This is a genomic window from Moraxella sp. ZY200743 (assembly GCF_050885545.1).
In the GTDB taxonomy this organism is placed as follows: domain Bacteria; phylum Pseudomonadota; class Gammaproteobacteria; order Pseudomonadales; family Moraxellaceae; genus Moraxella; species Moraxella haemolytica.
In genome coordinates this window covers 1,584,402-1,608,221 of the sequence record NZ_CP091313.1, presented here as the reverse complement: position 1 = coordinate 1,608,221, position 23,820 = coordinate 1,584,402, and the positions used below count along the sequence as shown (strand labels likewise).

21 protein-coding genes and 3 tRNA genes are annotated in these 23,820 nt (G+C 43.0%); 14 read left to right on the top strand and 10 right to left on the bottom strand.

Going from position 1 to position 23,820, the window contains the following annotated elements:
- Positions 1 to 23: 23 nt before the first annotated feature.
- The 4 genes from accD (at position 24) to L3D27_RS07905 (ending at position 4,560) form a co-directional block, all read left to right on the top strand.
- Entirely contained in the window at positions 24 to 929 is a 906-nt protein-coding gene (gene accD, locus L3D27_RS07920) for an acetyl-CoA carboxylase, carboxyltransferase subunit beta (protein ID WP_284673154.1), read from the top strand.
- Between the two features lie 506 nt (positions 930 to 1,435).
- Positions 1,436 to 2,785 (top strand): bifunctional tetrahydrofolate synthase/dihydrofolate synthase, encoded by a 1,350-nt coding sequence (gene folC / locus L3D27_RS07915; protein WP_432480847.1) that lies wholly within the window; start codon positions 1,436 to 1,438, stop codon positions 2,783 to 2,785.
- A gap of 168 nt (positions 2,786 to 2,953) precedes the next feature.
- Positions 2,954 to 3,895: an SPOR domain-containing protein gene (locus L3D27_RS07910; RefSeq protein WP_373627744.1), complete on the top strand. Its 942-nt coding sequence runs from the start codon at positions 2,954 to 2,956 to the stop codon at positions 3,893 to 3,895.
- A 155-nt stretch (positions 3,896 to 4,050) separates the two neighbouring features.
- A complete protein-coding gene (locus tag L3D27_RS07905) occupies positions 4,051 to 4,560 on the top strand; it encodes a DUF2726 domain-containing protein (RefSeq protein ID WP_284673151.1) in 510 nt (169 codons plus the stop codon).
- A gap of 86 nt (positions 4,561 to 4,646) precedes the next feature.
- Here L3D27_RS07905 and L3D27_RS07900 read toward each other — a convergent pair whose 3' ends face one another.
- The 3 genes from L3D27_RS07900 to ribA all read right to left on the bottom strand — a co-directional run bounded on the left by L3D27_RS07900 (position 4,647) and on the right by ribA (position 6,971).
- The gene (locus L3D27_RS07900; protein ID WP_432480845.1) at positions 4,647 to 5,093 is read right to left on the bottom strand and encodes a c-type cytochrome; all 447 of its coding nucleotides are present in this window, start codon (positions 5,091 to 5,093) and stop codon (positions 4,647 to 4,649) included.
- A gap of 220 nt (positions 5,094 to 5,313) precedes the next feature.
- Positions 5,314 to 6,300, bottom strand: coding sequence for an oxygen-dependent coproporphyrinogen oxidase (hemF, locus tag L3D27_RS07895; RefSeq protein ID WP_432480844.1), 987 nt, complete (start codon positions 6,298 to 6,300; stop codon positions 5,314 to 5,316).
- Between the two features lie 71 nt (positions 6,301 to 6,371).
- Positions 6,372 to 6,971 (bottom strand): GTP cyclohydrolase II, encoded by a 600-nt coding sequence (gene ribA, locus L3D27_RS07890; protein WP_284673148.1) that lies wholly within the window; start codon positions 6,969 to 6,971, stop codon positions 6,372 to 6,374.
- 304 nt (positions 6,972 to 7,275) lie between these two features.
- On the opposite strand from ribA, the gene L3D27_RS07885 reads away from it, so the two are divergent.
- Positions 7,276 to 9,369 (top strand): 1-deoxy-D-xylulose-5-phosphate synthase, encoded by a 2,094-nt coding sequence (locus tag L3D27_RS07885; RefSeq protein WP_432480843.1) that lies wholly within the window; start codon positions 7,276 to 7,278, stop codon positions 9,367 to 9,369.
- Between the two features lie 203 nt (positions 9,370 to 9,572).
- Positions 9,573 to 10,406, top strand: coding sequence for an inositol monophosphatase family protein (locus L3D27_RS07880; protein ID WP_284673146.1), 834 nt, complete (start codon positions 9,573 to 9,575; stop codon positions 10,404 to 10,406).
- A 206-nt stretch (positions 10,407 to 10,612) separates the two neighbouring features.
- On the opposite strand, the gene L3D27_RS07875 is transcribed toward L3D27_RS07880, so the two are convergent.
- From L3D27_RS07875 to L3D27_RS07845, 7 genes are all read right to left on the bottom strand, one after another.
- Positions 10,613 to 11,959, bottom strand: coding sequence for a wax ester/triacylglycerol synthase family O-acyltransferase (locus tag L3D27_RS07875; protein WP_432480842.1), 1,347 nt, complete (start codon positions 11,957 to 11,959; stop codon positions 10,613 to 10,615).
- A complete protein-coding gene (locus L3D27_RS07870) occupies positions 11,937 to 12,062 on the bottom strand; it encodes a hypothetical protein (RefSeq protein WP_284673144.1) in 126 nt (41 codons plus the stop codon). Before L3D27_RS07870 ends, L3D27_RS07875 begins: the two co-directional genes overlap by 23 nt.
- On the bottom strand, positions 12,059 to 12,868 hold the full coding sequence (locus L3D27_RS07865; protein WP_284673143.1) for a thiazole synthase: 810 nt from the start codon (positions 12,866 to 12,868) through the stop codon (positions 12,059 to 12,061). Before L3D27_RS07865 ends, L3D27_RS07870 begins: the two co-directional genes overlap by 4 nt.
- A gap of 222 nt (positions 12,869 to 13,090) precedes the next feature.
- Positions 13,091 to 13,166 (bottom strand) — tRNA-His (locus L3D27_RS07860).
- A 27-nt stretch (positions 13,167 to 13,193) separates the two neighbouring features.
- Positions 13,194 to 13,270: transfer RNA gene (locus L3D27_RS07855), tRNA-Arg, on the bottom strand.
- A 70-nt stretch (positions 13,271 to 13,340) separates the two neighbouring features.
- Positions 13,341 to 13,417, bottom strand: a tRNA-Pro gene (locus L3D27_RS07850).
- Between the two features lie 158 nt (positions 13,418 to 13,575).
- A complete protein-coding gene (locus tag L3D27_RS07845; protein ID WP_284673142.1) occupies positions 13,576 to 13,890 on the bottom strand; it encodes a rhodanese-like domain-containing protein in 315 nt (104 codons plus the stop codon).
- A gap of 184 nt (positions 13,891 to 14,074) precedes the next feature.
- Here L3D27_RS07845 and L3D27_RS07840 point away from each other — a divergent pair, with 184 nt between their 5' ends.
- From L3D27_RS07840 to sppA, 8 genes are all read left to right on the top strand, one after another.
- A complete protein-coding gene (locus L3D27_RS07840; RefSeq protein ID WP_432480841.1) occupies positions 14,075 to 14,644 on the top strand; it encodes a DNA-3-methyladenine glycosylase I in 570 nt (189 codons plus the stop codon).
- A gap of 154 nt (positions 14,645 to 14,798) precedes the next feature.
- Complete coding sequence (locus L3D27_RS07835; RefSeq protein WP_432480840.1) at positions 14,799 to 16,427, top strand: CTP synthase; 1,629 nt, start codon at positions 14,799 to 14,801, stop codon at positions 16,425 to 16,427.
- Positions 16,428 to 16,556: 129 nt separating this feature from the next.
- Positions 16,557 to 17,420: a 3-deoxy-8-phosphooctulonate synthase gene (kdsA, locus tag L3D27_RS07830; RefSeq protein WP_284673139.1), complete on the top strand. Its 864-nt coding sequence runs from the start codon at positions 16,557 to 16,559 to the stop codon at positions 17,418 to 17,420.
- A gap of 102 nt (positions 17,421 to 17,522) precedes the next feature.
- On the top strand, positions 17,523 to 18,839 hold the full coding sequence (gene eno, locus L3D27_RS07825; protein ID WP_373627754.1) for a phosphopyruvate hydratase: 1,317 nt from the start codon (positions 17,523 to 17,525) through the stop codon (positions 18,837 to 18,839).
- A gap of 36 nt (positions 18,840 to 18,875) precedes the next feature.
- Positions 18,876 to 19,277: an FtsB family cell division protein gene (locus tag L3D27_RS07820; RefSeq protein ID WP_373627755.1), complete on the top strand. Its 402-nt coding sequence runs from the start codon at positions 18,876 to 18,878 to the stop codon at positions 19,275 to 19,277.
- Between the two features lie 141 nt (positions 19,278 to 19,418).
- Entirely contained in the window at positions 19,419 to 20,153 is a 735-nt protein-coding gene (ispD, locus tag L3D27_RS07815) for a 2-C-methyl-D-erythritol 4-phosphate cytidylyltransferase (RefSeq protein ID WP_284673136.1), read from the top strand.
- Between the two features lie 28 nt (positions 20,154 to 20,181).
- On the top strand, positions 20,182 to 22,596 hold the full coding sequence (locus L3D27_RS07810) for a ComEC/Rec2 family competence protein (RefSeq protein WP_432480839.1): 2,415 nt from the start codon (positions 20,182 to 20,184) through the stop codon (positions 22,594 to 22,596).
- 159 nt (positions 22,597 to 22,755) lie between these two features.
- Positions 22,756 to 23,781: a signal peptide peptidase SppA gene (gene sppA, locus L3D27_RS07805; protein ID WP_373627760.1), complete on the top strand. Its 1,026-nt coding sequence runs from the start codon at positions 22,756 to 22,758 to the stop codon at positions 23,779 to 23,781.
- The last annotated feature ends 39 nt before the right edge of the window (positions 23,782 to 23,820 follow it).

The following is a 23,820-nucleotide window of genomic DNA, read 5'->3' as shown; positions in this document are numbered from 1 at the left end:
GTTCACTCAAATTAGGAGTTTTAATGAGTCAGACTGCATCAAATACTCAAACAGACGCTCCAGCAACTTTCAAAAGCTGGTTGGATCGACCTGTGCCATCTATTAAGCAAGACCGCATCGTCCAACTGTCTGCAGTGGATACTGAACCATCTACCGAATGCCCTAGTTGCCATACACTAACGACCAACACCTCGTTGATTTTTAATCAATATGTCTGTCCTGATTGCGACCATCATTTAACGATGTCTGCTCGCCAGCGTTTAAACTGGTTTTTTGAAGTGGTTGAGGGTGAGCTTGGACAGGAATTTCAAGCAGGCAACCCCTTGCATTTTGTGGATTCTAAGCCTTATCCGAAGCGTATGACAGAAGCCCAAGCAGCTACTGGCGAATCTGAAGCACTTGTTGTTATGCAGGGAAAAATTAAGAATCTTGAGTTGATTGCTTGTGCTTTTGATTTTAAATTCATGGGCGGTTCAATGGGTTCTGTGGTGGGTGATCGATTTGTCCAAGCTGCCGAAAAAGCCCTTGTTGAGAGTAAACCTTTGGTCTGTTTTGCAGCCTCTGGCGGAGCAAGAATGCAAGAGGGTTTGTTGTCGCTTATGCAAATGGCCAGAACCTCTGCTGCCATCGAGCGTCTGCGTTTGGCAGGCGTGCCGTATATTGTGGTGTTAACCAACCCCGTCTATGGCGGTGTTACTGCAAGCCTTGCCATGCTTGGTGATGTGCATATCGCCGAACCAAAAGCGATGATTGGCTTTGCAGGCAAGCGAGTCATTGAGCAGACTGTGCGTGAGGTGCTTGATGAGCCATTTCAGCGTGCAGAATTTTTACTTGAAAAAGGCACGGTGGATATGGTGGTTCATCGTCATCAGCTTGTTGAGACGGTGCATCGCCTGCTAACCAAGCTGTGCAAATTGCCAAATGCCTGATACTTTAAAAACCAAATTAAGTATATTGATTTGGTTTTTAAAGTTTTGTCAAACCGTTTTTGTAAAACTATTTTGATGGAACTCTTTGCGATAGGTTTGTTGATTTATTTGTTATGATGATGGGTAAATCTCATCGCTAAATCATCAGAGAATAACGCCTGATTGAGAATGGCATAAAGATTGCATGGCGGTCAATAATACACAAAATTGCCAAAATAGCATCATTTTAATGAATAAGCCGTTGATGGGTATAGTAAGTTGTCTTATGATACTAGCTTAGCTTATGTTGGCTCTTTTATGAAAAGTGGTAAAAGCGGTAAAGAAAGGATTGTTTGCCACCACTGGCAAAGATGTGGGTAAGTAATTGCCAATATCTTTGGTCTTGCCCAAGCTATTTTTTGCTGTGCTTTATTTGCTGTTGTGGTATAATAATCCAATCAAAAACGCTTGCAATGCAGGCGTTTTCTTTATGAATAACTCAAAATGACAAACCATCAAAACACAAGATGAACACAAGCAACCAAAACTCACCAAAACTCACCGAACAAGACAGTCTGTCTGCATGGCTTGACTACATTGCGGGCATTCATATTTCTGCTATTGACATGGGACTTGAGCGGGTATTGCCTGTTGCCAAGCGGTTGGGTATATTCAAAGATGATTCACCCCATCGCCCCCATGTCTTTACTGTGGCAGGGACGAATGGCAAAGGATCAACCACAGCAACCATTGCACAGATTTGCCAAAGTGTAGGTTATAAGACGGCGTTGTATCAGTCGCCACATTTGGTGAGCTTCACTGAGCGTATCAAGGTAGATGGTATGGATATTGATGAGCCATCGCTTGTTCGTGCTTTGGCAAATGTTGAGCGAGTGCGTCTAGAGTGTGGTTTATCACTGTCCTTTTTTGAGATGACGACTTTAGCGGCATTTTTAATCTTTAAAGAAAAAAAAGCAGATGTGTGGGTGCTTGAAATTGGCTTGGGTGGCAGGCTTGATGTGGTGAATATTATTGACCCAGATGTGGCGGTAATCACTAACATTGACATTGATCATGTAGATTGGTTAGGTCATGATATTGACCAGATTGGCTTTGAAAAGGCGGGCATCATTCGTCCTAATATCCCTGTGATTTTGGGGGCAAAAAAGTTGCCATCAAGCGTACTTAAAGTCGCTAAAGACAATGAAGCAAAAGTCTATCAGCTGGGCGTTGATTATGATTTTTCTGAACAAGATGAGAGCTGGCAGTATTCATCAAGTGGTATTACGCTTGATTTACCCAAACCAAACTTGTCTTTATTAAATGCGGTGAATGCTGTGAGTGCGGTACTGGCATCATCACTTGATATCCACCCCAAGATGATTGCAAAGGCATTGAGTAAGGCAAGTTTGGCAGGGCGGTTTGATGTCAGACAACTAAATGCCAGACGATGGCTGTTTGATGTGGCTCATAATGCACACGGCATGGCTTTTTTTCTAGAGCAATTTGTACCGTATTGGCAAAACCATATTTGCTCGCACCCTAATGCTAAATTGCACTTTGTTTTTTCTATGCTTGGGGATAAGGATACAGGGGCGGTGCTTGATTTGGTGCAAAAGCGTTTAGATGATGGAGATTTTACTGTTGCGACATGGCAGGTGGCTGCCATCAATCATATTCGTGCCATGCCTTTAGTGGATATTGTCAAGCTGATGCAGCATCATCTAAAATCTGCACAGATTATTACGCATAACCATCTAGAAACGGCGACTCAGACGGCGATACAGGCGAGTGATGAATCGGATTTGTTGGTGGTGTTTGGTTCGTTTCATACGGTGAGCGAGGTGCTAATGGCGATATTGGGTAAATCTTATTGAGAAGATGAGTGGCTTTTATGATGTATTAAAATCACGAAAAAAACACTGGTTTTGATGCACATTGATTGACAATACGAAATAAACATTGTATTTTTATGCGTTAATTTAACAAGTTGTGAGATAATTTGATTAAGCTGGCTTAATATCATCATAGCAAATAGGTGGTTTATGATTTCAAAACAAATTCTTTTAGGTTTGGTGTTATTGGTGGGTGGTGCGGTTGCTATGTTTGCAGTGATGCAAAATGAAGAGGCGAACCACACCATTTCTCAAAACACCACCGACATCAGACAAGAGAGCGTGGCAGGATCTACGGTGGCACCTTTGACCGCTGATCTGGCAACCGAAGAAAAATTACTCGCTCAAAAACAAAAAGAGCGAGAGATGCGTAATCAGCAGATGGCAAAAGAGGCTGATGAACTTCTTAGTGAGCAAGAGCAGGCTCGCATATTGGCACTAGAAAAGGCAAAGCAGGAGTTCGCCCCAGTTAGTGCGGACAAACCAATCAGTGTTGATAAGGCATCGCAAAGTGAGCTTATCGCTGTGCCTGCACGAACACAACCTGAGACGCTGAACAAGACCGTAAATGCTAAGCTTGAGTCAACCCAAAACTCCCAAACCATCAACAACAAAACAAGTCAGCACAAGGTGATGGTGGGCGATAACCTAACGCTTTTATCTCGTCAATATGGTGTGCCGGTAGCAACCATCGCAGCGGCGAATAATATGGCTCCAGGCGATGCTTTGGTTTTGGGTCGTATCATCAAGATACCGGCTGCCACGCTAGGTGCTACCGGTCAAGCCCAGCAAGCAGAGACTGCCAAGTCTGCCAAAGCAGATAATAAAGATCCGGCGAGTGACAAAAACTCAACAGGAGCAACTTATAGCGTGCAAGTTTCTATCTCTCCAAACAAGGCTAAAATTGATGAGATTGTTACAAAGTACCGTAACGCAGGCTATCAGGTCAGCACTAGCCAAACCAATCGTGGCATTCGTGTGTTGGTCGGCTCAGCAAATTCCTATGATGAGGCAAACGCTCTAAAACAAAAAATATCTCAGGATTCCCGAGTAGATTCAAACGGTGCTTGGGTTAAAAAAATGGAAAGATAATATTGGTCATGCTGTTTTGGATGTATCAATCATCTAAAGAGATGTTTGCTTGACTTGAAAAAATGACAAAAGCACGGTACAATCCATGCTTTTCGTTTTTCTGCCAAATAAGTATTTGATTATATTAAATTTTATGAATTTATGTTGGTGTTTTGATGAGTGAGTTTTGGTTGGTTGGTGCTGTGGCGGTATTTGTTTTTATTATTTTTTGGTTTAAAAGACCCAAAAAAGAAAAAGCGATTAAGGGTGATGAACTTGCCATTTGGCCGTTTGAACCGATGCTTATCATGACAGATAGCGAAGTTCAGTTTTTTAAAAAGTTGCAACTTGCTTTGCCTGAATATTTGATTTTTAGTCAAGTGCAGTTGTCTCGTATCATTGAGCCTAGTGAAGAAGCAGGGAGCGACCGTCAATTTTGGTTTAATAGAGTGTGTCGTCAGAGTGTGGATTTTGTTTTAATAGATAAAGACATGCAGACTGTGTTGGCAGCGATTGAGCTTGATGACTGGACGCATGAGAGTCAAGCACGCCAAAAACAAGACGCCAAAAAAGACAAGGCTCTGTCCAGTGCAGGCATTCCTGTTATTCGTTTTCATGCTGAAAAAATGCCGAGTATTGAGATGGTTCGTGCTGATGTGATGGAGGTCTTGCGACTGTTTGGTTGATCTATACCGTTGCTTGAACAACAGCCCTAAATACACATTGGATTTAGGGCTGTTGTTTTGGATGATGGTGAGTTATTTGGTCTTAATTATTTTTGTTTGTAGGTCTTATGGCACGAGCCACAGCTTTCTAAAACTTTACCAAGAGCGGGTTCAACATCAATGATTGATTGGGCATTTTGGGCGATATTGACTAATGCATCAGCGGCGGCGTTAAACTCATCGGCTTTTTCTTTAAAACCTTGAGCATCTGACCATATGGTGTCTTGTGAGCTACCTTTATTTTCTGGATTGGCAAAGTGCGTCCATACTTCTTTGGAGCTGGCGCTGATGAGATCAGCTTGTTCTTTAAAGGTTTTGGCATCAAAGATATCTGGTTTGTCCATCATGCCTTTCATGATATCGCTTGAGATACGCCAATCTTGCATGATGTCTTGACGAGCTTGCACATCGGTAGGGGTTGTGGTTGAGCTACAGGCACTAAGGGCAACTGTGGCAGCTGCGATGATGGTGGCTGTCTTGATAAGTGTTTTCATAATCTGACTTCCCTAGTAACAAAGTAGGTGGCTAGACAGCATGAGTAGCTGTCAGATGATTGCAAGAAATATAACACATAAACCACCAATACTCAATGCTTGGCTATGTTCAATATATCATCTAGATTGCTTGCAATTTGATTGTTAAATCACCAATCCGATGAGACTTATTAAGAGTATGAGTCATCAGAAGTTTGGGTCGGTACTCATTGGGTTTGGTTTATTGAGAAGATAGATTTAGCCAGTCTTTGGGTTTTAGATAAAAATCGGTGAGTTCAAATTCTTTTGTGCCCGCCTTAGGTTCATAACGATACGACCAACTTGCCAAAGGTGGCATACTCACCAAGATGGATTCGGTGCGACCGTTGGACTGCAAGCCAAAAATCGTGCCACGATCATAGACTAGATTGTATTCAACATAGCGACCACGACGGTATAGCTGAAAATCTCGCTCGTTTTGGGTGTAAGGCTTGTGCTTATTGCTATCAAAAATGGGTAAAATGCCATCTAAATAACCTTGACCAACTGCCTGCATAAAAGCAAAGCAGGTATCAAAGTCCCAACCTGTGGTTGTGCTATTGACATCATCATAAAACAGACCTCCCACGCCACGGCACTCTCCACGGTGCTTTAGATAAAAATACTCATCGCACCATGCTTTGTATTTGGTGTAGATATCCTTACCAAAGGGCTGACATAAATGATGAGCGACCCTATGCCAATGCATCACATCATCAATATTCGGATAAAAAGGCGTTAAGTCAAAACCACCACCAAACCACCAAATTGGCTCGCTGCCATCTGTGGGTTGTGCCACAAATAGGCGGACATTGGCGTGACTGGTGGGAATGTGTGGATTTTTTGGGTGAATGACGAGCGATACCCCCATCGCTTGTGCCTTTGCCCCTGCTAGAGCCGGGTAACGCTGTGATGCTGATGGCGGTAAGTGATTGATGTGAATATGGCTAAACATCACGCCGCCTTTTTCTATCACCTGACCATCAGACAGTACGCAAGAGCGACCACCGCCACCTTCAGGACGCTCCCAATCATCAATAATAAATTTAGCTGTACTACCACCATCAATGCCACCTGATTGCTCTTGAGCTTCTAGAGCTTGACAGATGCGAGCTTGTAGGTTGGTCAAAAATTGACGAACTTGATTAAGTTTGGTCTCAAAATCAATGGTGGTGCTAAGTTGTATCATAAATTGGCCTATGAATTTAAAGATGGCTATGTTGTAATAAGTGCTAAAACAGTTGGGCTAACTACCAGTTGTCATGGCTGTTCATGATGAATCAGGTGTCCCATCTTAGTATCTTTGACATTAAGATAATCTTGATTGTGCGGATTAACGCCGACAATGAGTGGAATGCGTGCCACAACCTCAATACCTAATTGTTTTAATTCTTTGATTTTATTGGGGTTATTGGTCATCAAGGTTATTTTAGTTGCACCGACATGCTCCAACATATCTTTGCACATCTCATAGCTACGAGCATCTGCTGGCAATCCTAAAAGCAGATTGGCCTCTAGGGTGTCATGCCCTTGGTCTTGTAGGGCGTATGCACGGATTTTATTGGTCAGACCAATTCCTCGTCCTTCTTGACGCAGGTATAAAATTGCACCGCAGCCATGTGCTTGCACCGCTTGCATGGCAGCGTTTAGCTGTGGACCACAGTCGCATTTTAGTGAGCTAAAAGCATCACCTGTTAGGCATTCAGAATGAATACGCACCACAGGAATGGTGGCAGGATTATTGCAGGGTAAACCATAGCTTAACAAGATGTGTTCTTGCCCAAGTTCATTTTCAAAAACATGAATATCAAACTCTCCATGGGTGGTAGGCAGTTTGGCTTTGGTGATGAATTGATACAAAATAAACCCCAGAAATGGCAATATGCCAATAATGATTTTATGTGGCGTAATTATGTGAAAATCTGATGAAAAACAGCCCATCTATCTAAAAATAATGGTATTTTTCTAGCAAAAATAAAGCCCATCTTGTAAAATAGTCGCAAGATGTTGCCAAAAATGCTATTATGCCATACTCTTTTAACGATTGAAAAGATAATTACGGCAGTTCTTGCTAAATTATGATTAAAACAACCTAAATAATAGAAATTTATTCACTTGACAAATTGGAATGTAGCCAATCATGCCAAAACCAATGGATAGCCAGATGTTTAACCCAAAAGTATTTAATGCAATTCCAACCACTCGCCCAACCACGCCTTTGTTGGATCAGGTTGAATCGCCTGCGGATTTAAAGGCGTTTGGCATTGATGAACTGTGTGTATTATCCGATGAACTTCGTGAGTATATTTTATACTCGGTGGGGGTGTCAGGAGGGCATTTTGGGGCAAATTTAGGCGTGGTGGAGCTAACGGTTGCTTTGCATGCAATCTATGATACCCCTTATGATAAACTGGTTTGGGATGTAGGTCATCAGGCATATGCCCACAAGGTGCTGACAGGCAGGCGAGATGGGCTGACCTCCATTCGCAGTCGTGGTGGATTGACAGCTTTTCCTGAACGCACAGAGAGTGAATACGATACCTTTGGTGTGGGGCATAGCTCTACCTCTATCTCGGCAGGGCTTGGCATGAGTCTTGCCAGTCGCATATTGGGCGAAAACCGAAAAGTAGTAGCGGTCATCGGAGATGGGGCGATGACGGGAGGTATGGCATTTGAGGCGATGAATGATGCGGTGCAACAAAATGCTGACTTGACTGTGGTACTCAATGATAACGATATGTCTATCTCGCAGGCGATTGGGGGATTTAGTCGTCATTTGGCACGCCTTTGGCAAAGAGGGCTTGCCTTTGATATTGATAAGCATGGCAATATTTTGATGACTAAGCGTGAAATCAGTGCTGACGATCGCCGTGTTCGTCATTATCTACACATGGCAACAGATGCCAAAGAAACACTTGAGAAAATCCCTGCTAAATTAGGTGGTAGTATTGGCAAGAGCATTGGGAATCTTTTGGGTAAAAATGCTCCGCCCATGCCTTTATCAGATAAAATTGCCGAAAAAGTCAACGACCACCTATTTCCTGATAATCTGTTTAAGGCGATTGGATTTACTTATCTTGGACCTTTTGATGGGCATGATTTACTAAAGCTTTTGCAAGTTTTTGAGCGTGCCAAGAAATTGGGCGGTGCGGTACTGATTCATGTGCATACCGTCAAAGGCAAGGGTTTTTTGCCAGCTGAAAACGATCCTGTTACTTATCATGCCATTAGTAAACTACCAAAAACCGACCAAAAATCAGAGCAGACAACTGCCAAACCTATTGCTAAAAAATATTCCGATGTTTTTGGTGAATGGCTCATGGATATCGCCTGCGATGACAAGATGGTTGCCATCACGCCTGCAATGTGTGAAGGCTCTGGCATGGTGGCGTTTGCTCATGCCCATCCTGCTAAGTTCTTTGATGTGGCAATCGCCGAGCAACACGCCGTAACTTTAGCTGGCGGTATGGCAACAAGTGGATTAAAACCTGTGGTGGCGATTTATTCTACTTTTTTACAGCGTGGCTATGACCAATTTATCCATGATGTTGCCTTGCAAGACTTAGATGTAACCTTTGCCATAGACCGAGCAGGGCTGGTGGGCGAGGATGGTGCCACGCACGCAGGCGTGTTTGATTTGGCATACCTTAGATGTGTGCCGAATGTTGTTATTGCCACTCCTAGTGATGAGCATGAGTGCTATCATTTACTCAACGCTTGCTATCAGCATGGTGGAACGGCTGCTATTCGTTATCCACGAGGGGTGGGAGTGGGGCGTGAAATTGATAAGCAAAGCAATGAACAGTTTGCCATTGGTAAGGCTAAAATCGCTTGGCAATCGGATAATTTTAATAATAAAGCGGATAAAAGATTTGCTGTACTGGTCTTTGGCACTCGTTTATATGATGCACTGTCAGCCAGTCAAAATTTCCATCACGGCACAGTAGCCCCCATCACGGTGGTGGATATGCGGTGGGTCAAACCACTAGATACGAAGCTGATTGGTGAGCTGATAGAGCAGGGCGTAACTCATATCATCACAGCAGAAGAGCATCAAATCATGGGTGGGGCAGGCTCAGCGGTGGGCGAGTACCTAGCAAGCATTGGATTTGTGGGTAAGCTTACCCAAATTGGCATTGATGATAGATTTGTCGCACATGGTTCGCACGGTGAGCAACTTGCCGAATGTGGACTTGATGAACAAGGGATTTTGGCACACTTAACCGCACTAAATGACTGTGACAAAATAGAGCAATAAAATCTTACGGCATGGCGAATAATTAGTTCTGATTGTCATATGTTGCATGTGCATTTATTTAAACTTAAGCCATCTAAAAACCATCAAAAATTATGGTAATTTAAACTTAATTTTTGTATAATGGCAGATTATTTTTGTATGATGAATACAAAAGCATTCTTTAACTTATTCAATAAAACTCATCAAAATTTACAAGGTGTATTATGGAACCTATGGTGGTGATTGCCTCCCAAGTGGCAAAAAAAGTCGGTCATGAGATTTTGCGTGCACATGAAAATCGCCATCGTATCGATTTGGCGGTAGAATCTAAGGGCTTGGACGGATTGGTAACAAAAATTGACCGTTATGCCGAAGAGTTAACCATCTCTTTATTAAAAGAAAGTTATCCAAATCATTCGTTTTTGGGTGAAGAATTTGGTCTACAAGAAGGTAAGGGTAATGATGCTGATTGGTGTTGGATTATTGACCCACTAGACGGTACGCACAATTTTGTGCATGGCTTGCCGCATTTTTGTGTATCCATTGCTGTCCAAAAAAACGGCATCACTGAGCATGGTATTGTTTATGACCCTGTGCGTGATGAATTATTCACCGCCTCTCGTGGTCGTGGGGCACGCCTAAACCAACGCCGAATTATGGTTTCAGACAGAAAGACGATTGCAGGCGGGTTGTTTACCACAGGGCACCCTTATGAGCGTATGGTTGGCGAGAGACGAACCAGCTTCGCTCGTCAGCATTTTGCTAGTCTGCAGGCTGTGTGTGAAAACGGCGGTCAGGTTCGCCGTTTGGGTTCGGCAGCACTGGATTTGTGCTATGTGGCAGCAGGTCGTTTTGATGGTTATTTTGAAATGTCATTAAAACCTTGGGATGTTGCAGCAGGTGAATTGATTGTAACAGAAGCTCGTGGCGTGGTGGTGGATCATCACGGAGCAAGTCAATCAATGAAGACAGGTTCGGTATTTGCGTGTAATGTTAAGCTATTAAAACCGCTGATGCAACTTGTCATCCCAACTTGGGAAAATGCCTTGATTCACTGATAACTTATGAGACAAAAAGCCGTCCTTTGGGACGGCTTTTTTATTTATGCTAAGATGACAGCTTTTAAGGTGGTCAATACAAAATGCCCATTTGCCTTTAAAAAGTATCAATTTTTATGTATTAAAAAACTGTTGGTATTGCTAATCAAGAATCAATATGCTTGGTTTTTGATTTGTGTGGTATGTATGGCGTTGATACTGCTTGCTTACTTGATGTGCTGTTCATATATTGACAGATGTGATTCTATCAAGTGGGGTAGCTGTTCAATATCGGGCAAGGCGGTGCGACAAGCGGTAATGCCAAAGTCTAGTGTATCTTGATGATTGGTTAGCGTAATGTTTAGTGCTTGTCCATCAAAAAGTACTGAAGCAGGAAAAATACTTGTCAGGCGTGCCCCATGAAGATATAGTGGCTGGGTGTCGCTTGGTACATTGGAGATGATTAGATTAAATGCTTGTTTGGTAGGGTGAAATCTGGTGGCAAGGTTGATGCCTGCCCAGCCATAAGTCAGAGCACTGTAATTGATGATTTGTGCTGGATTCATGCGAAGAAAGCGTTTTTTGCTTTGATTGATGCTTTGACTGATGGTGTGTAAGCGAATAATGGGGTCTGGCTCATGGGTGGCAAGATTGGTCAATAAAAATGACAACTGATTGCCCAAACTGCTGTCATCTTGACGCAAACCAATGGGCACAAATGCAAGCAAAGGCTTGTTCGGTAGGGCGTTTTTTTGATTTAGATAATCTCTTAATGCTCCAGCACACACTGCCAAAATAACATCGTTGGTCGTTACCGAATGGTGCTGAGCCACTGCCAAGAATCGATGTTTGTTCAGTGAATGAATGATTAGGGTGCGTTCGTTACTGATGCGTTGGTTGAGCATTGAGGGCGGTGCATCAAAAGTGCTGATGGTATGTGAGCAATGACGATGTTTAAAGTTGCGTACGATCTCACGCATAACAGGTTTGATGGTGCCAATCTGCTCTTTGATGATGGATGTGATGGACTTGCGGAGGGGAAGTGCGGTGCGATATTTGGTGGTTGATGACCAAAATGGCTGTTGAAATGGTTCATCTGGCGAGCTACTAAAAGAGCGTTCTAGTAGTCGCATGGCAGCAACACCATCTGCCATGGCGTGGTGAGCCTTAAGATAGATGGCAAAACGCTTAGGGCTGTTATCAGACTTTGCTGACAACCCTTCAATAAAATGCAGCTGCCATAGTGGGCGGTTGCGGTCTAAGATGATGCTGTGCTGATGTGAAATGTAGGTCATTAGCTCATCATCGCTTCCTGTGTCAAGCCTAATGTGTCTAAAATGATGGCTGATATCAAATGTTTTAACGGTATTCCAAAAAAGATAGTTTTTTAGGACTTGATTAAATGGGAAGCTGGGTGCGGATTGATTATTTTTGATTTTTGTGATCAAATCATTAATGAAGTTATCATCAGCAGATTGTGGTATGTCAAATAAGCACAACCCTGAAACATGCATAGGCTGTTTTGCCGATTCTAACAACAAAAATAATAAATCAATAAGGGATAAAGGACGCACGCAGATTTCCTAGTTGACGCAGTCTAAACGGTAAAGGTAAGTTACCAATCAAGTTTAAATCTTGATTGGCGGTTGGTTGCAAAATGGCTAAAACTTTCATCATTGAAAGAAGTAGCCTGTCTGAGGCGAACTGGCGACAGCCATTTTGCGAGCAGGCATACGACCTGCCAAGAAAGCCTGACGACCTGCATGAATGGCATTTTTCATGGCGTGTGCCATCATCACAGGGTTTTGGGCGTGTGCGATGGCTGAGTTCATCAGCACACCATCGCAGCCAAGTTCCATGGCGATGGCGGCATCAGATGCTGTGCCTACGCCTGCATCGACCAAAATAGGCACATTGGCATTTTCAATGATGAGGCTTAGCGTGTGGCGATTAAGCAGTCCTAGCCCTGAACCAATTAAGCTACCGAGTGGCATCACTGCAACACAGCCTATGTTTTCAAGTTCTTTGGCGATGATGGGGTCGTCTGAAGTATAGACCATGACATCAAAACCATCATCAATCAGCACACGAGCCGCCTTTAAAGTTTCGGTAACATTGGGGTATAAGGTTTTTTCATCGCCTAGAACTTCAAGTTTGACCAGATTATGCCCATCAAGCAACTCACGAGCAAGTTGGCAGGTGCGAATGGCACTATCAGCATCAAAACAGCCTGCAGTATTTGGCAAAATGGTGTAGTCTTTTGGCGAGATGACATCTAGTAGGTTTGGCTCTCCTTTATTTTGACCAATATTGGTGCGACGAATGGCAACTGTAACAATCTGACTGCCACTGGCTTTGATGGCGTTGCTTGTCTCGGTCAAATCTTTGTATTTGCCCGTGCCAACAAGTAGGCGTGATGAAAAAGTGCGAGAACCAATATGGAAGGTGTCATTAGCCAAGGGGTTTTGGGTTATTTCGCTCATAAAAAACTCTAAGTGATTCTAAAAATTTGCATTAGTATAGCAAATTTCTTGATGATTTTTTTGTAAAAATGCTAAATTTTATGGCTGTTTTTACCAAGAAATCCGAATCACTCAAACAGGTTGGATGTGTGTGGTGGTAGATGCAATGTGTGTTTAAGGTGTTGCGGTGAGTATAAAAACATAAAAAACCTGCCGACTATATAGTGGGCAGGTTTTAAGATATGGGGTGAATGATGGGACTTGAACCCACGACAACCGGAATCACAATCCGGGGCTCTACCAACTGAGCTACATCCACCATATTAACTGACTGGCAGCAGGCAAATGGCGCGCCTAGCAGGATTCGAACCTGCGACCACCTGCTTAGAAGGCAGATGCTCTATCCAACTGAGCTACAGGCGCTCTAGTGGCTTAATGTTAGTTATGATAAATCGACATTTACTAACAAAAAAAGCCGTTAAGGCTTTAAATATGGTCGGAGTGGAGGGATTCGAACCCCCGACCCTCTGGTCCCAAACCAGATGCGCTACCAAGCTGCGCTACACTCCGTTTTTAACTTAGCAGATTATCTTTCGATGTCTGCCGTCGTTGTGGTGCGTATGATACAGCTAAGTGCCATAGGTGTCAATTAAAATTTTAAAAAAAGTGATAAAAAATTTATAACATTATGATTTATAACAACTTTTTTATGGATAAAAATTCATTGATTATTCACTGGTCTCGGTGATGATGGTCATGCCGTGTGCGATTGCACCACGAGTACCGCCAATCAGGTGAATGATGTTGCGTGTTGGGTAAAGTTCATTGAGATATGAACAAGCACGAGCTGCTTTTGTGCCACCGCCACATAGCACATAAATATCTGCCGTCGTGTCAGTTGGCAGGTATTCTGTCAATGCGTCTATCGGTGCGTTTTTGGCGTGCTCGATATGACCAAGATGATAGCTTTGGGCGTCTCGGACATCTAAGATGATTTTATCTACGCTGGGGTTAAATTGCTCAATGGGTAGTTCTTTAATCATGATTTTCTCCGATTTTAGTGGTTTAAGTGATTGAAAATATTAAAATTTTAGATGCCAACAATCAATAAACTTGCCAAACATTCTGATAAGATGCACAATATATCAAATAGATGGGTGTGCAATGCTCACCAAGTTGCTTACTCTACCATAACCATAAAGCTACGACAAGATAACCAGAATGAATATGACAACAACAAAAATACGCTGTAACTGGTGTGGACAAGACTCTCTATATCAAGCCTATCATGATAACGAATGGGGTGTGGTGTGTCATGATGATGAGCGACTTTTTGCCATGTTGTGCTTGGAGGGTATGCAAGCGGGGCTTAGTTGGATTACGATCCTAAAGAAGCGGGAGAATTATTATCAGGCTTTTGATGGTTTTGATGCGTCTAAGATTGCTCAATATGATGATGAAAAAATCAATGAGTTGATGAGTAATGCAGGCATTATTCGCCATCGTCTAAAAATAAAAGCCATCATTGCCAATGCCAAAGCCTACTTAAAAATCAAAGAGAACCAGTCATTTAATGATTATGTGTGGGGTATCGTGGCATGCCATCAAGATAGAACACCTTTGATTAATCATCCAAAAACAGCAGAAGAGATTCCTACAAAGACGGCCGCCAGTATCGCCTTATCAAAACAGCTCAAAAAAGATGGTTTTAAGTTTGTTGGTCCTACTATTTGTTATGCCTATATGCAGGCGTGTGGTATGGTCAATGACCATGTGGCTGATTGTGATTTTAAATGATTGAGTTGGTCATCATAATGTACAAAGTTGCAAGTCTAAAAATGGATTTTAATCAAGGGTGTGATTATAATAAGGAGAAAAAATTTTATTCGCCCCTATATTTTTTTGGCAAATTTTAGTAAAATTCGGTTTTACCAGTAAGTGATGAATTCTTATGACTAAATTTATTTTTGTAACAGGCGGTGTGGTTTCATCTTTGGGTAAGGGCATTGCGGCTGCATCATTGGCATCTGTGCTTGAGGCTCGTGGTCTTAAAGTTACCATGACAAAGATGGATCCTTATATTAATGTTGACCCTGGAACGATGAGTCCATTTGAACATGGTGAGGTATTCGTTACCGAAGATGGGGCGGAGACCGACCTTGATTTGGGTTATTATGAGCGTTTTTTGAGACGCTCAAAGATGAGTAAGGCGAATAATTTTACCTCTGGTCGCATTTATCAGACTGTACTTGCCAAAGAACGCCGTGGCGATTATTTAGGTAAGACCGTACAGGTTGTACCACATATCACCGATGAGATCCAAAGTCGCATTTTGGCATCTGGGGAAGGTTATGATGTGGCGATGATTGAGATTGGCGGTACAGTAGGCGATATTGAAAGCCTACCTTTTATGGAGGCGGTGCGTCAGCTTATGGTGAAACTTGGGCGTGAAAACACCATGCTCATGCACCTAACCTTACTCCCTTATATCTCATCAGCCAGTGAATTAAAAACTAAGCCAACTCAGCACTCAGTTAAAGAGCTGTTGTCCATTGGCATTCAGCCTGATATCTTGGTGTGTCGCACAGAACACGATGTGGATGCAGATACTCGTCGTAAGATAGCAATGTTTACCAATGTGTCAGAGCGTGCCGTTGCTGTATGTAAAGATGCTCGTAGCATCTATGAGATTCCACGCACTTTTTATGAGCAAGATTTGGATGATTTGGTATGTGAGCGATTTGGCTTTGAGTTACCAGAGGCGGACTTGTCTGATTGGGATAAAGTGATTGATGGTCTGTTTGATGCCGATGGCGAGATTGTCGTGGCGATGGTGGGTAAATATGTTGAGCTACCTGATGCTTATAAGTCGGTCAATGAGGCTTTATTGCACGCAGGTATTCACAATAAAACCAAAGTGAAAATTCACTACATTGATGCCGAAAAACTAGAGACCGAAGCCAATCTAATGGGTGAGCTAAAAGCGTGCGATGCTGTGCTTGTGCCTGGTGGTTTTGGTGAGCGTGGCACTAAGGGTAAGATGATGGCGATTCAATATGCTCGTGAGAACAACAAGCCTTATTTGGGTATTTGCTTGGGTATGCAGCTTGCGGTTATTGAGTTTGCTCGTAATGTTTTGGGCTTGCAGGCGAACTCTACTGAGTTTGACCGTAAGGCTACAGACCCCATCATTGGGTTGATTACCGAGTGGCTTGATGAAAAAGGCGAATTGCAAATCCGTTCTGATGATAGTGATTTGGGTGGTACCATGCGTCTAGGTGCTCAAGAAGCACAGTTGGTATCAGAATCAAAACTTGCCAAGATTTATGGTGCCGTGAACATTACTGAGCGTCATCGCCATCGCTATGAAATGAATAACCGCTACATTGAGCCATTAGAGCAAGCGGGAATGAAAATTTCAGGTTATTCTGCCAAACAGCACTTGGTTGAAGCGGTTGAGATTGAAAATCATCCTTGGTTTGTGGCGGTGCAATATCACCCAGAGTTCACAAGTTCGCCTCGTGGCGGTCATCCGTTATTTAATGGCTTTATTAAAGCAGCCATGGATGTCAAGGGCTAATCAAATCAAGCATGTCAATGAATGATTGGTATGCTTTTTAATCAGTGATTAACTAGCTTTAATGAGTTAATTAGGGTGGCTTAATAACAAGCCGGTCATTAAAATTAAGCAAGAAAAGGATAAATAGTCATGACACAGTCATTATCCACACCGCAATCACACATCAATGTTGCAGGCATCGAGATTGGCAACGATAAGCCTTTTGTACTATTTGGTGGCATGAATGTGCTAGAAAGTCGAGAGCTTGCCTTTGAGATTGCAGAGACTTATATTGATATTTGTCATCGTTTGGGTATTGGCTATGTATTCAAGGCAAGCTTTGATAAGGCGAACCGCTCGAGCCTATATTCATTTCGTGGTCCTAGCCTTGAGACAGGTTTAACTTGGCTTAATGACATTAAAGAAAAATATGGCGTTCCCATCATCACTGATGTACACGAGCCTTATCAAGCTGCCCCTGTAGCGAAAGTGGCAGACATTATTCAGTTGCCTGCATTTTTGAGTCGTCAGACTGATTTGGTGAGTGCAATGGCAAAGACAGGGGCGGTCATTAACATTAAAAAAGCCCAATTTTTAGCACCACATGAAATGTCTCATATTATCAATAAATGCCTAGAGGCGGGCAATGATAAGATTATTTTATGCGAGCGTGGCACTTCATTTGGTTATAACAACTTGGTTGTTGATATGCTTGGCTTTGATATCATGAAGGGTATGAATGTGCCGGTATTTTTTGATGTTACTCATTCCCTACAAGAGCCTGGCAAGCGAGCTGATAGTGCAGGCGGTAGACGCCATCAAATCACAACGCTGGCTCGTGCGGGCATGGCGACAGGACTGGCAGGACTATTTTTGGAAGCACACCCAGACCCTGATAATGCCAAATGCGATGGCCCTTGTGCTTTGCATCTAAATCAGCTGGAGTCTTTTTTGTCTCAGATTAAGCAGTTGGATGAGTTGGTTAAAGGCTTTGAGGCGTTAAATACATATTAACCATGGTTGACATAGGTAACATGGGTGAATATTTATGTTATACTATGACTTATTTTGTTTGACCTATCATTAAATTTTCCTAACCAAACTAAGGAACATATCATGTACGCTGAGAACTATGACAATCAGTTAGAAATTAAAGACATTGTTGCTCGTGAAATTTTGGATTCTCGAGGCAATCCTACCATCGAAGCTGATGTGGTATTAGCAAATGGTGTGGTAGGTCGTGCATCTGCCCCAAGCGGTGCATCAACAGGCTCAAGAGAAGCACTAGAGTTAAGAGATGGTGATAAAGCTCGCTATCTAGGCAAGGGTGTTAAAAAGGCCATCACCAATGTCAATAGTCAGATCAGAAGTTCACTGCTAGATAAGCTAATCACCAATCAAGCAGAGATTGATAAGATTCTCATCGAGCTTGATGGTACAGAAAATAAAGGTAATCTTGGTGCGAACGCAACTTTAGCCGTGTCTTTGGCAGCAGCTCGTGCAGCAGCAACTGCTCAAAACCTGCCTTTATTTCAATATATCGCCAACCTGCGTGGACAGACTGCACTAACAATGCCTGTGCCGATGATGAATATCCTAAATGGTGGTGCTCATGCGGATAATACTGTTGATATTCAAGAGTTTATGATTGAGCCTGTGAATTTTACCAGCTTCTCTGAAGGCTTGCGTGCAGGAGCAGAGATTTTTCATGCCTTAAAATCAGTCTTAAAATCTCAAGGTTTGAACACGGCAGTAGGTGATGAGGGTGGTTTTGCACCAAACTTGCGTTCAAATGAAGAAGCCATCACCGTTATTCTAAAAGCAATTGAACAAGCAGGCTACACCGCAGGCAAAGATATTTATCTTGCATTAGACTGTGCATCAAGTGAATTTTACAAAAACGGTCAGTATGTGCTAGAGGGTGAGGGTAATAAAGCATTTACTAGCAATCAGTTTGCTGATTATTTGGCGGGCTTGGTGCGTCAATATCCGATCATCTCTATTGAAGATGGCTTGGATGAATCCGATTGGGAAGGTTGGGCATATCTGACCAGTATTTTGGGCGATAAGATTCAGTTGGTTGGTGATGACTTGTTTGTAACCAATCCAAAAATTCTAAAAGAGGGTATTGATAAGAATATCGCTAATGCCATTTTGATTAAGTATAACCAAATCGGCACGCTGTCTGAGACGCTAGATGCCATTTATCTTGCCAAAGAACATGGTTATGCCGCTGTCATTAGCCACCGTTCTGGTGAGACTGAAGACGCTACCATTGCTGATTTGGCTGTTGGTACGGCAGCAGGTCAAATCAAGACAGGTTCGCTATGCCGTTCTGACCGTGTGGCTAAGTACAACCAACTGCTTCGCATTGAGCAGATGGTAACGGCAAGCTATCGTGGTCGTGAAGAATTCATCGGACTTCGTGGTTAATTGAGTACTGTTGTGGGAAGTACGACAAAAAGACCTATGCTCACCGTAACAACCAAGCGACTTGGCACGGTGGGCTATTTATGCCTGATTGTCTTTGCTGTGGTTGTACTGGTTCTCTTGCAGTATCAGTATTGGCATGGCGAGAGTGGTCATGCTAACTTAAATCTACTCAATGAACAAATCGCCAAACAGCTAAGTATTAACAGCGAGCAAGCCCAAAAGAACAGCCTACTGCGTGCTGATGTGCGTGATTTAAAAACTCAAACATCCGCCATAGAAGAGCATGCAAGAATTGATTTGGGGCTAATTAAGTCTGGCGAGACTTTTTTTCAGCTGTCTAATTCACCCATTACTTATAGTCGGCAGATGATTACAAGTGATGAAGTGGATGCGGTTGAGCCTGTAGATGGCTTGGTAGAAATGGATTTGGATCATTAGCATGGATAATATAAGATTGGCAAGTTGCCAGTCTTATTTTTTTCGCTGTTGTTTTTTTGTATTCTAGAAGATGTATGGGTGGCGGTGTGTGGTATGTTCTTATCAATGATGAACCATGTGATTTAAGGTTGGTGGTTTTATATGCTGGATGATTTAAAAAATACCAATAACAGCACTGACGCAGTTCATGCTTTAATGGTGGCGGCAGGTAGGGGTTCTAGGTTTGGTTCAGATTTGCCCAAGCAATACCTTTTATTAACAGATAAGACAGTGCTTGAAGAGAGCTTGGCTTGCCTAGATGGTGATGGCATTGATGATTTGACTTTGGTCATTGCTAAAGATGATACATATTTTGATAAGCTGAATCTGACTCGTCAGCGACCGCTATTTGTTGGTTTTGGTGGTCTTGAGCGCTGGCAGTCGGTGCACTCAGGCGTATCGTTGATCCGTGCTCGTGATGGGCGTGATGATGACTGGGTGGTGATTCATGATGCAGCACGCCCTTGTTTACCAAAGGCGGATTTAACAGCGTTACTGACCGCCTTAGAAGTGTGCAATGCGGATGCGGCAATACTGGCGACACCTGTGGTAGATACGCTAAAGCAAGTATCTTGTGAAGGTTTGATTGAAAAAACAGTGGATAGAAGCACGCTTTGGCAGGCACAAACTCCGCAGGCGTTTCGCCTAAAAACACTCGAGATGGTGCTAGATAAAGTAGCGGAGTTGGGGCTTGATATCACTGATGAAGCCAGTGCCTTTGAAATGCTAGGGTATAGGGTGCAAATAGTGCAGGGTTCAAGGCTTAATATGAAGCTTACTTATCCTGATGATTTGCCATTACTGCGGTTGATACACAAACAATTAACCGATGAATAGATGAGTTGTCCTAAGTTGCAAGGTATATATGCCAAGTTTTTTAAGTGCGTTGATAATTGCCATCATGCTTGGGGTACTTGCTGTCATGCTAACTGTGGCGGTTGGCGATGATTTATCAACATGGCTACTATCTCCTTATGCTAATGGCATACTGTCGGCACTGCTGATGTGTACGGTGATTGGTTTTGGTTGGTTGCTAAGACACGCTCAATCAATGAAGGGTGTGTTATTTGCATTGTTGTTTGTTGTGTTGACAAGTTTGTTTGTTTTTCGTGCGATGATGGCACACCATGAATTTGAGCAATCAACCATATCACATAATCACACCGTTACTGCTACGGTGCATATAGATGACATCAGTGATACTGTATATGATGATTTAATGGGTGGTAACTATCGCCAAAAGGCGGTCATCACTGATATCAAACCTGTTTTTCAACTCAATCGCCATGCAGATGATGCACTGATGGCAACCAACCCTTTTCATGTGCAAGCTGATGACCAACTGTATGCTACGCCAAACAGCATATCGCCAGATGATTTTGGCTTGCCTGCTCAGATGACGGTGCTTTTGACGGCAAGGGTAAATCCTTCTGGGCATTTAATAAATCTTAATCAATTAGCACCGAATATAAAAGCACGCATGACGCTTGTGCTAGAACCCATTGCCACTCAAAAAAATGCTAGCGGTTTTGATGGCAATATCTGGCTACGCACCAGACATATTCATGCGATGGCACAAGTTATCGCCATTGACGGGGTGGAAGTCATACAACCAAACTCACTAATGAGCCATCTTGAATCACTACGCCAACAGCTACGAGTGCATTTTTATCAAGATTGGCAGTCTTTAAGTTTGGCTAAGCAACAAGCAAAAGCTGTGACATTAAGCCTATTAACAGGCGATAGAGCACTCATTAGCACACAGACAAAATCTTTATATCAACTGGCCGGCATTTCACATTTGCTAGCAATTTCTGGTACGCATGTGGTATTTTTGGCATTGATACTGGCGTCATTGGTAACATGGTTGGTGGATAAGATTGCCCCTAGTATTTATATGCGTACGCCAAGATGGCAGATTCGGCTGACTGTTATGTTGATTGCTAGCATGGGTTATGCCTTGTTCACGGGATTTGATGTGCCTGCCATGCGTACGGTGTATATGCTAGCGGCATTAGCATTAACTCGCTATTTTGTGCTACCGTTGTCGGATTTGAGCTTGCTTTGTATTGTGGGGCTAATCATGGCATGGCTTGATCCTTATGTTTTATGGCAGGCGGGATTTTGGTTGTCATTTGTGGCGGTCTTGTTGCTCATGCGTTATGAGAATGTCTGGAGTGATGGCACGGTGCAGGGTTGTGGTTATTTTGCCAAAATTCGTGCTATTTTGTTGTTACAATGCTGGCTATTTGTGGCGATGCTACCATTGTCAATTTTATTTTTTGGCAAAGTATCTCTTTGGAGTGTGCCAGTTAATTTGGTCGTGGTTGGGCTTTTTGGTGTTGTTATCGTTCCGATTAATTTGGTTGCAGGGGCAATATTTACATTTTCATCAAGCATTGCTGATGTACTATGGAGACTGTCTTCTACAATTTTGTTGTGGCTACATGAGGCGTTAGAACTCTTGCTCGTGGGTGATTCTTGGCTGTATGCACCATTTGGGGCGGCGGGGTTTGTATTATGTGTGCTTGTATTTATCCCACTGATGACAAGAGTGCTACCAAGATCATTATTATTACTACCTGCATCGGCACTATGTTTTATGGTCATCAATCATGTGCTGGGCGTACCATTGAATAAAGATGGTCGTGCCGCGGCAATCTTGGTGAATGCAGGGCATGATTATTTGGGAGCGGTGCTGATTAAGCATGAATCTGGGGCATGGCTATTGCTATCGGACTATGGGGTAAAATCACTTGGAGAGAGACAGGCAGATGTTTTAATTGGCGAGCTTCGGCGGAACAGTATCAATATGCTAACAGGTGTCATCACTCAGACTCCAAGTACAAAGTTGCCATTATTAGTCGCACGACTACAACAGAGCATTCCGATTGGACAATATTGGCAGGCAGGGCGTTCTAATGAGACGCTCAGTCAGCTGACTGCTATGCCTTGTCAAGTAGGGCAAGCCTATCAATCTCAGGCGTTATCTGTGCGTGCCATCACAGGCTGGCAGTATATCAATGATGAGTCGGTGTGGGGCTGTACCATTGAGATGGTATCAGATGTACCCATTTCCCTGCCAGATAATGAGCAAGACGAGTCAACTCATGTCTCTCGGCTTGTCATCAATGGCTCTACGCACAAAAATACTTGGGTGCTGTGGCGTGGGCTTTGTGAAAATGATGCAACACTTGCTTCGCCTAAAGCTGGGGCGTGGCTGTCTCATCCAATGGCGGTAGCGGACATACAGGCCATTGATATGCTATTTGATGATTAGGTGGGTATGTAGAATGAACGAATGTTGCTTGTTTAAAATCTACTAGATACTAGGATATTTAAGGCTTTTGAGTTACAATGGGTGCTTTATTATCACAACATTTATATCACAAAACAATGGCGGTTATCGCCTATCAATATATTTATAGGAAAAAACATCATGGTTTGGCCACCTAATCCTCATCAGTCGCCCTCATCTTCAGCAAATACCCCTAAGTCATCGCCCACATCACCTGAATGGCAACTCATCGAAAAAACCATGATGGCGGGCATTGAAGAGCAAAAGAGAGCTCGTCGTTGGAGCATATTTTTTAAATTATTAACTTTTGCTTATGTGGTGTTTTTTGTGTTATTTTTGGGTAGGGGCTGTACAACAACTAACACTAAAGCAGGTGTGCCAATGGGTATTGGTGAGCCACATTTAGCGGTGGTTGATGTACAAGGGGCGATCATGCCAAATAGTGAAACCAGTGCACATCATATCAATGCTGCCTTGCAAGAAGCATTTGAGAATACCAATGCCAAAGCGGTGGCACTGGCTATTAATTCGCCTGGTGGTTCGCCTGTGCAGTCTGATGAAGTATGGCAGATGGCAATGGAGCTAAAAGCAGAGTATCCTGATAAAAAACTTTACGCCATCATTGGTGATACAGGTGCATCAGGAGCGTATTATATCGCATCGGCGGCCGATGAGATTTGGGTAAATCCATCTAGTTTGGTTGGCTCTATCGGTGTGATCATGTCTGGGTATAATATTGAGCGACTGTTGGATAAGGCGGGCATTGCTGATCGTACTTTAACCGCGGGCGAATACAAGGATATCTTATCCATGTCAAGACCGATGAATGAGATTGAGCGTACCCATGTGCAGAGTCTGCTAAATGATACGCATCAAAATTTCATTGAAGCGGTTAAAAAGGGTCGTGGAGATCGCCTAAAAAACCCTGAGCAAAATCAGATATTTACAGGGCTATTTTGGACGGGTAAGCAGTCTGTTGAGCTGGGTTTGGCAGATAAGATTGGTGGCATGTCGCAACTAGAAAAACAGCTAAAACTGGAATCGGTGAATTATAGCTATATTGACCCTGTTAAGCAGTTTTTTGACCGTTTTGGGGTGCAGATGGGTAAAGGTCTGGGGCAGGGAATTAAGATTGGTATTTTGGGACAAGATACACAGTTGCAATAACAAGCACCGCCATCAATAAAAAACGCACTTATTAAAGTG